This is a genomic window from Hominilimicola sp. (assembly GCF_046972485.1).
Taxonomy (GTDB): Bacteria; Bacillota; Clostridia; order UBA1381; family UBA1381; genus Hominilimicola; species Hominilimicola fabiformis.
Genome location: NZ_JBKVWU010000095.1, coordinates 1 through 8,372, shown reverse-complemented (window position 1 = coordinate 8,372; position 8,372 = coordinate 1). Strand labels below are relative to the sequence as shown.

Sequence of the window (8,372 nt, the reverse complement as noted above, 5' to 3'; positions counted from 1 at the left end):
CCCCCACCCCTCAGTCAACTGCGTTGACAGCTCCCCTCGATGGGAGCCAACAAGCCTCTCCTTGAGGAGAGGTGTCACGCAGTGACAGAGTGGTGGCTGTTTTATTTTTTAACGACCATACAAAAAAGGCGACCAATGGTCGCCCCTACGAACAATGATTATTCCGTTTTTTATATCGGAAGTGCTATTCAATTCAAAAGGGCGACAAATGGTCGCCCCTACGAATAATATTTTTTTGAATTACCGTCCACCCAAAAAGGCGACCTGTGGTCGCCCCTACAATATCAATCATTTTTCTTAAACGTAAATATCTTCATAAACACAAACGTCACAGGCACGCCGATAATGGCGGCGATTGCGTAAGCTATGACGCTTGGACCGTGAATGAAATTATCAAACAGCCAAACGATAATTGTCTGTATTATGAAGTTCGGAATATACGATATAAAGAATTTTATAAACTTAACAAATCCCAAACGTTCTTTAAATGTAAGCTTACTGTTCAGCAAATACGACACCACATTTGACGTTATATATCCGGGAAAAAATGCAAGTGTGGTATTTGGAATAAACAATGAATATATTGTTGAAAAAATTACATTGCTCACCGTATTAATTCCGCCGACAATAAGGAACGACAAAAATTCTCTTGACAAGAACATTTTTAATTTTGACGGTTTATACTCATTCCACTCAATAAGTTCATTTCCTCTTATAATCATTGCTTTATCCGCAAGTTCGGCAAGCGGTGTATCAGAAAGTGAATCGGAATAAAATTCCTCACATTTAACATTTGGAAATTTCTCATAAAGACGTTTAACCTTTTCTTCTCCCCAACAGTTTTCACCGTCATACAATCCCGTATGCTTATCAACCTTTGAAGCCATAAGATTTTTTATTCCCAATCTTTCGCATATCGGTTTCAATAAAAATTCGGGTGACGCGGAAATTATTATATCATCGTCCTTTTGTCTGTCCTTGTACCAAGATTTAACCTTGTGTTCATTTACATTCCAAAAATCGTTTAACGCACTGTCTATGTCAGGTACATATGTCAAAAATCTATACATTTTTTCCTTAAACTGCGTTTTCGTTTTAACTCCCAAAATGTACAAAAAGAATGTCCATGCCATAATCGGCACACTAAGTAATATTTTAGGGTATTTCTTCAAGCAGTAAAAATAGAAATCCTTTGTACTGTCACTGTCATAAATTGTTTCATCAAAATCGTAAATATTCAAGCCATATATCCCCCTATTTCAATAATACAACCGCCGTTGCGGAAATGCCCTCACCTCTGCCCTCAAAGCCGAGTTTTTCGGTTGTTGTCGCCTTGATATTGACATCATCAATACCGACATTCAAATCATCTGCAACATTTTTTCTCATTTGCTCAATATACGGTAACATCTTCGGTCTTTGTGCCACTATCGTAACATCTGCATTACCCACGGAATATCCCTTTTCAGCCACTTTCTTTACGACTTCTCTCAAAAGCATACGGCTGTCCGCACCCTTATACTTTTCGTCTGTGTCGGGAAAATGCTTTCCTATATCTCCGAGTGCCGCCGCGCCGAGAATTGCGTCTGCAAGTGCGTGAAGTGCCACGTCTGCGTCACTATGTCCCAAAAGTCCCTTTTCATACGGTATTTTAACACCGCAAATTATACAATCTCTGCCCTCTACAAGCTTATGAACGTCATATCCCTGTCCTATTCTCATTCCGTAATACCTCGCTTTCTGAGTATTCTTTCACCGATTATCATATCTTCGGGAGTTGTGAGCTTTATATTATCATAACTTCCGTCACTTATTTTTATCTTAACACCGTAATGTTCGGCAATCATACAATCGTCAGTAGCGACAAAATTTTCGTCAAGTGCTTTTTGGTGCATATCAAGTATCTTATCCAGATAAAACACCTGCGGAGTTTGAATCATAAATGTTTTTTCTCTGTCAACAGTTCCTGCTATAAAACCATCACTGTCCGCACTTTTCAGCGTGTCCTTGCATTTAACACCGACCGCCGCCGCACCGAATTTTATACAATCCGCAACAGAATTATTAATTTCATCATCTGTCACAAGCGCTCTTGCGCCGTCGTGTATAAGCACAATATCACCTTCGGCTTTTTTCAGTCCGTTCATAACAGACTCCTGACGTGTCGCACCGCCTTCTGTTATATATGATACCTTTTTTATATCGTATTTGTCAACAAGTATTTGACATTCTTCTATATCATTTTTACCTGTGACAACTATAATATCATCAATTTTATCATTTTTTTCAAATGCCGAAATTGTATAATAAAGCACTTCACGTCCTAATATTTTAAGAAAAACCTTATTTTTATCGGCACCCATTCTTGTGCCTTTGCCTCCTGCAACTATAACCGCTGTTATTTTCATAATATATCCTTTCAAAATAAAAGCAGAGCCATAAAACATAGCTCTGCACTTTTAATCACATATCAAACCAATGCGTCAACAGTATCGTTTAAAATGCTTTCAATGTCACTAACATCGGCAACTTCCGACAGGACAAGTTCGCTTACAACAATCTGTTTTGCACTGGTAAGAGTCTTTCTTTCACTTGTTGAAAGACCTTTTATTTTTTCACGGTACATCAGTTCTTTCAATACCAAAATCACTTGATAAATATCTCCCGACTTAATCTTAATAAGATTATCTCTCTGACGTTTATTCCAATTCGCGTCATCTTCAAGCTCCGCGTCACGAAAATATTGAAGTGCCTTTTTTGCCTCCTGCTTTTCTATAACAGGACGAATACCGATTTCTTCACTGTTTTCTATCGGTACATTTGTTACCATATTGCCTATGGCAAACTTTAGAACATAGTATTGACGTTTTTTGCCGACAATCTCTATTTCTTTGATTTCTTCTATTGTACCTGCACCGTGCATAGGATGTACAACTTTATCGCCGACACTATACATCTTTACTTACCGCCTTTCTCATTAACCACTATCTTAACAACATAATTATAACACAAAACGCCCCAAATGTCAAATTTTTTGATTATATCATAGTTACCAAAAAAAATCAACCCCTTTTATGTAATTTTTTTAATAAATTGTCAAAATAAAAAGGATACCACTCTAAAGTAATATCCTTTTCGTTTTTATTCTTTATTTTGACCTGTGTTGTCGGGAATTATGCTTTCCAAGCGACCCGCCGCAGTAATCGCAAGATTTTTAAGCAAAGTCTTTTGGTTATCGTCACTGCCCGAACCGGCTGTAATCTCAATTATACAGCCTCTGTCGTACACATGGATAGTCGGAAACGCTATATACGATTCCTGTCCTATACCCTCAACCAATTCAGCAGAAGAACGTTTTGACTTTTCCTGTTCGTACTGGTCGAAAAGCATTTGATAATCAATAGTATCTGTGAACTGTGTAACCTTAACCGTTACAGTATCATTTTGACCTATAGGCTCACTTCTGTAAAGCACTGTCGCAACATTACCGTTACGGCTTGTACCTGATTCCTCAATAACAGGTGTATATCCGGCATTTAGTGCAACATCATCAGTTGTGATAAGTGTCGCCGGGTCGATTTCAGGTATCGGTGTAGGTGTTGGCTTTGCAAAAAGTCCGCCGCCACCGCCGCAGGCACACAAACCTATTATCATGGCCAAGCTTGCTAACACAAGCAATAACTTTTTCATAATTTTACCTCCAATGATTATTTCATTGCAATGGCATCTTTTACATTTTTAACGATATTTTCAGGAGTTAAACCGTATTCCTTAAATAATTCAGCCGGTTTACCCGATTTACCGAATCTGTCAGTACCGATAATCTTAACAGGTACAGGAGCATTTGCACATACCACTTCCGTAACGGCACTTCCAAGACCGCCCATAATGTAATGCTCTTCAGCTGTTACGATAGCACCTGTTTCCTTAGCAGCCTTTGTTATTATTTCTTCGTCTATAGGCTTGATTGTATGGATATTGATTACTCTTGCGGAAATGCCTTCTTCTTCAAGCATTTTTGCCGCTTCAAGTGCCATACCTACCATAAGACCGGTTGCAATAATTGTTGCGTCCTTACCATCCTTTAGTTGAACGCCCTTGCCAAGTTCAAACTTGTAGTCCTCACTGTTTACGTCCTCAACGGCAAGACGACCGAATCTCATATATACAGGGCCGTCGTGGTCAATAGCCGCCTTAACAGCTTGCATAGCCTCAATATCATCGGCAGGGTTTATAACAACCATATTAGGAATTGAACGCATTAAAGCGATGTCCTCAAGACATTGATGTGACGCACCGTCCTCACCGACAGAAATACCTGCGTGAGTAGCACCGATTTTAACATTAAGCTTTGTATAGCCGATTGAGTTTCTAACCTGTTCAAAGGCTCTGCCTGCGGCAAACATTGCAAATGTTGACGCAAAAGCGATTTTTCCGCTTGCGGCAAGTCCTGCTGCCACGCACATCATATTACTTTCTGCAATACCCATATTTATAAATCTTTCAGGATATGCTTTCTTGAACATTTCTGTTTTTGTTGATTTTGAAAGGTCAGCGTCAAGCACAACTATGTTAGGGTTTTCACCGTACTTTACAAGCGCCGCTCCGTATGATTCTCTTGTAGCTTTCTTTGCCATTACAGACTCGCCTCCAATCCTTTGATTATTTCATCAAGCTCTGCGATTGCTTGATTGTACTGTTCTTCATTAGGTGCAGAACCGTGCCAGCCTGCGTTATTTTCCATAAATGAAACATTCTTGCCTTTAACAGACTTCATTATAATAGCGGTAGGCTGTCCCTTTGTAGCCTTTGCCTCGTCAACAGCATCCATAAGTTCTTCAAAATTATGAGCACTTACCTTTATAACATGCCAACCGAATGCCTCAAATTTCTTATCGATAGGATTAGGATTCATTACCTTAGAAATGTCACCGTCTATCTGTAAGCCGTTGTTATCAACGAAAATTGTAAAGTTGTCAAGTTTGTAATGAGCGGCAAACATAGCTTGCTCCCAAACCTGTCCTTCCTCAAGCTCACCGTCACCAAGAACAGAATATACTCTGTAATCCTTGTTGTCAAGCTTTGCGGCAAGTGCCATACCGCCTGCGGCTGACACACCTTGTCCCAATGAACCTGTTGACATATCAACGCCGGGTACTTTGTTCATATCAGGATGTCCTTGAAGATAGCTGTTTACATTTCTGAATGTCTTAATATCCTCTTTTGGTATAAATCCTTTTTCTGCAAGTACACCGTATAGTGCAGGTGCTGTGTGACCCTTTGAAAGAACAAATCTGTCTCTGTCCTCCATTTTAGGATTTTTCGGATCTACGTTCATTACCTCAAAGTAAAGCAATGTCAAAACATCTGCTACAGATAATGAACCTCCCGGATGTCCCGATGCCGCATTGTATACGGCTGTAAGAGCGTGCTTACGAACATTGTTTGCAATGATTGACAGCTCTGTGACTCTTTTCTTATCCATGTGTCGTATTTCCTCCCTTAAATTAATTATTATCTAACGCATTTTCATACGCGATATTCATAAGTGTGTCAAGTCTTTCCGTTTCTCCCGAAAGATACAGAAATCCTATAAGTGCCTCAAATCCCGTTGCTCTGCGGTATTCCGTCATATTTGCGTTTTTCGGCACTGTATTCGATTTTGCGTTTCTTCCTCGCTTGTATACCGCCGTTTCATCATCTGTCATATGTTCAAGCATTGCGTCTATACTGTTTGACTGTGCGTGTGCTTTGACATACTGAACAGTCTTTTTATGCAGTTTGTTGGCAGGAAGATTTTCGTGTTCTTCTATAATTCGTGTACGAACAAAAAGTTCATACACTCCGTCACCTATATAGGCAAGCGCCAAAGGCGAAAACTGTGACGGCTTTTTAGTTGTAAGCATAGTTACCTCCCCAAGTTTAAGGATTTCTCAGCAAGTGCTGTGGGTAAATTCGTTCACAGTGCTGTTTTGAAACTCGGGTGCTGTATACTGATACCGCCCCGGTTGCATGGCGAGCAGCAGACCTTTGGTCTGCGACCAGCCCGAGTAAAAAATAGTGCTGTGGGCAAATTTTTTATTCTGAGATGTAGTTCCACTTTACACCCATCGGTGTATCCTTTAACTCAATATTCATAGCTTTAAGCTTATCACGAATTGCATCAGCCTCAGCCCAGTTCTTTTCACTTCTTGCTTTGTTACGCTTTTCGATTAATTCTTCAACCTCTGCGTCTATCGACTTTTCCTGTGTCTTTTGGAATAAACCGAGTACACCGCCAAGTTCGTGTATAAGGTCAAGCGTCTTTTCAACAACAGCTTTCGCATTCTTATTTTCGTTTGACAATGCGGTGTTTGACGCATAAACTATATCAAATATTGCCGCGATTGCTTCGGCTGTATTCAAATCGTCGTCCATTGCCGCAATAAATTTAGTCTTGCAGTCATCAAGAGTTTTTGAATACTCCTTTTCACTGTCTGTAAGTTCTCTGTCCTCACTGTTTTGAAGTAAAAATTCAAGATTGTCTATGCAAGTGTAAACTCTTTCAACAGCAGATTTTGCCTGTTCCATTAATTCATTATCAAAATTAATAGGATTTCTGTAATGAGCCGAAAGCATAAAGAAACGTACCACTTCACCGTCATACTGTTTAAGTATGTCACGAACAGTAAAGAAGTTTCCGAGTGACTTACTCATTTTCCTGTTATTTATATTAATATATCCGTTGTGCATCCAGTAATTTGCAAAAGGCTTTCCATTTGCACATTCGCTCTGTGCAATTTCGTTTTCGTGATGTGGGAAAATCAAGTCTTGACCGCCCGAATGAATGTCTATCGTTTCGCCAAGATACTTGTTCACCATTGCACTACACTCGATGTGCCAACCGGGTCTGCCCATTCCCCATGGGCTTTCCCAAGCAGGTTCGCCCTCTTTTTGTTTTTTCCAAAGTGCAAAGTCCATAACGTCCTTTTTATGTTCGTTTACGTCAATTCTTGCACCTGCCTCCAAATCTTCCAATGGCTGTTTTGAAAGCTTGCCGTATTCGTTAAATTTCTTTGTAGAGAAATACACGTTTCCGTCAACATCGTAAGCATAACCGTTATCAACAAGTTTCTTTACAACATTGATAATCGCATCAATATTTTCCGTTGCTTTCGGGTGAATTGTAGCTTTGTGAATACCGATTGCCTGTGCGTCCTTAAAATATTCCGCAATAAATCTTTCACCAAGCTCTTTTACCGTTATACCTTCTTCATTTGCACGTTTAATCATCTTATCGTCTATATCTGTAAAATTCTGTACAAATGTTACCTTATACCCCTGATATTCAAGATAACGGCGCATTGTATCAAAAACAATAAACGGTCTTGCATTTCCTATATGAAAATAGTCATATACAGTCGGACCGCATGAATACATTTTAACTTCACCTTTATTTATAGGAACAAACTCCTGTTTTTGTCTTGTTAATGTGTTATAAATTTTCATAAGCACTACTTCCTTTTTCCATTCTGACTTTAATTATATCGCAAAACAAAAGAAAATACAACCTCTATTTTTAAAAAATAGAAGTTGTATTAGATGTAAACAAAACCTTTATGATTTTTCCACTACAAATACTCAAAAATCACATCATAAGATGTAACTTTTGGAGCTGTCGGCATTTTGTCGACAGGCTCTTTTTTTATATGCTCGGGATAAATAATCTGTTTCCTATTTCAAGTTTGTCGGATTTCTCCATATTGTTAAACCTCAAAATTTCGCTTTGCGGTACTGCGTATCGTTTTGCAATTTCCCAAAGATTATCCCCTTTTTGAACAAAGTAAATCACTATACCGTTTTTGTCACCGTTTTCAAGCGGTTCTGTCACCACTTCATTCACAAGTTCGATTTTTCTTTTTCTGATTATATTTGCGTTAAGCGATAAAATACATCTGATTTCAATTTCACCCGCCACGTTCAAATTATATGCAGTGTGCTTTACTTCCGCTTTTATTTCCGGAATAAGGTCACTGTACGTACTTTCGCAGTCAAGCATATAGCTGAACGGCAATTCTTTTTTCATACTGTAAACGGGACTTTCGTTGCTGTCTGTCAAGTATAAAATATATGCCTCGATTTTACCCTCTGCCAAAAGTTTACCGCGTTGTATCTGTGCCTTTGTGATATACGGTCTTGTTATCACGTCATACACTCCAGAAACGGACGGTGTACCCGTGCCCATTTCCACCATTTCACGAATTGTGTTCTGTGATGACGGACGTGACACAACTTCTTCAAGTTCCACTTCTTCCTTTAAAAGCTGAGTTTTCGTAAACGGCTCATAGCAATCGCATATCATATCCACCGCCACATTTTCCGTTGCCTTGACC

At 39.2% G+C, this 8,372-nt stretch carries 10 protein-coding genes; all 10 read right to left on the bottom strand.

What is annotated here, in order from left to right; genetic code table 11:
* Window positions 1-284: 284 nt before the first annotated feature.
* Window positions 285-1,241 (bottom strand): HAD-IB family phosphatase, encoded by a 957-nt coding sequence (locus ACLTU0_RS09140; RefSeq protein WP_412322143.1) that lies wholly within the window; start codon window positions 1,239-1,241, stop codon window positions 285-287.
* A 13-nt stretch (window positions 1,242-1,254) separates the two neighbouring features.
* Window positions 1,255-1,722: a 2-C-methyl-D-erythritol 2,4-cyclodiphosphate synthase gene (gene ispF, locus ACLTU0_RS09135; protein WP_147513662.1), complete on the bottom strand. Its 468-nt coding sequence runs from the start codon at window positions 1,720-1,722 to the stop codon at window positions 1,255-1,257.
* Window positions 1,719-2,408 carry a 2-C-methyl-D-erythritol 4-phosphate cytidylyltransferase gene (ispD, locus tag ACLTU0_RS09130; protein ID WP_022229884.1) on the bottom strand — a complete coding sequence of 230 codons (690 nt, stop codon included), beginning with the start codon at window positions 2,406-2,408 and terminating at the stop codon, window positions 1,719-1,721. The genes ispF and ispD overlap by 4 nt, the downstream gene beginning before the upstream one ends.
* 62 nt (window positions 2,409-2,470) lie before the next feature.
* Window positions 2,471-2,956 (bottom strand): CarD family transcriptional regulator, encoded by a 486-nt coding sequence (locus tag ACLTU0_RS09125; protein ID WP_022229885.1) that lies wholly within the window; start codon window positions 2,954-2,956, stop codon window positions 2,471-2,473.
* Window positions 2,957-3,141: 185 nt separating this feature from the next.
* Window positions 3,142-3,690 carry a hypothetical protein gene (locus tag ACLTU0_RS09120; RefSeq protein ID WP_308456237.1) on the bottom strand — a complete coding sequence of 183 codons (549 nt, stop codon included), beginning with the start codon at window positions 3,688-3,690 and terminating at the stop codon, window positions 3,142-3,144.
* A gap of 17 nt (window positions 3,691-3,707) precedes the next feature.
* Entirely contained in the window at window positions 3,708-4,637 is a 930-nt protein-coding gene (locus ACLTU0_RS09115) for a transketolase family protein (protein WP_022229887.1), read from the bottom strand.
* A complete protein-coding gene (locus tag ACLTU0_RS09110; RefSeq protein WP_412322145.1) occupies window positions 4,637-5,512 on the bottom strand; it encodes a transketolase in 876 nt (291 codons plus the stop codon). The genes ACLTU0_RS09115 and ACLTU0_RS09110 overlap by 1 nt, the downstream gene beginning before the upstream one ends.
* Window positions 5,508-5,906 carry a Mini-ribonuclease 3 gene (locus ACLTU0_RS09105; protein WP_022229889.1) on the bottom strand — a complete coding sequence of 133 codons (399 nt, stop codon included), beginning with the start codon at window positions 5,904-5,906 and terminating at the stop codon, window positions 5,508-5,510. The genes ACLTU0_RS09110 and ACLTU0_RS09105 overlap by 5 nt, the downstream gene beginning before the upstream one ends.
* 172 nt (window positions 5,907-6,078) lie before the next feature.
* On the bottom strand, window positions 6,079-7,488 hold the full coding sequence (gene cysS / locus ACLTU0_RS09100) for a cysteine--tRNA ligase (RefSeq protein WP_412322141.1): 1,410 nt from the start codon (window positions 7,486-7,488) through the stop codon (window positions 6,079-6,081).
* A gap of 196 nt (window positions 7,489-7,684) precedes the next feature.
* A partial coding sequence (locus ACLTU0_RS09095; RefSeq protein WP_412322140.1) for a DUF3794 and LysM peptidoglycan-binding domain-containing protein occupies window positions 7,685-8,372 on the bottom strand: 688 nt, incomplete at its 5' end.

Bases quoted from the DNA above. Each gene is read 5' to 3' on its own strand.
- ispF (WP_147513662.1), bottom strand. From the start codon at position 1,722: ATGAGAATAGGACAGGGATATGACGTTCATAAGCTTGTAGAGGGCAGA.
- ispD (WP_022229884.1), bottom strand. From the start codon at position 2,408: ATGAAAATAACAGCGGTTATAGTTGCAGGAGGCAAAGGCACAAGAATG.
- ACLTU0_RS09125 (WP_022229885.1), bottom strand. From the start codon at position 2,956: ATGTATAGTGTCGGCGATAAAGTTGTACATCCTATGCACGGTGCAGGT.
- ACLTU0_RS09120 (WP_308456237.1), bottom strand. From the start codon at position 3,690: ATGAAAAAGTTATTGCTTGTGTTAGCAAGCTTGGCCATGATAATAGGT.
- ACLTU0_RS09115 (WP_022229887.1), bottom strand. From the start codon at position 4,637: ATGGCAAAGAAAGCTACAAGAGAATCATACGGAGCGGCGCTTGTAAAG.
- ACLTU0_RS09105 (WP_022229889.1), bottom strand. From the start codon at position 5,906: ATGCTTACAACTAAAAAGCCGTCACAGTTTTCGCCTTTGGCGCTTGCC.
- cysS (WP_412322141.1), bottom strand. From the start codon at position 7,488: ATGAAAATTTATAACACATTAACAAGACAAAAACAGGAGTTTGTTCCT.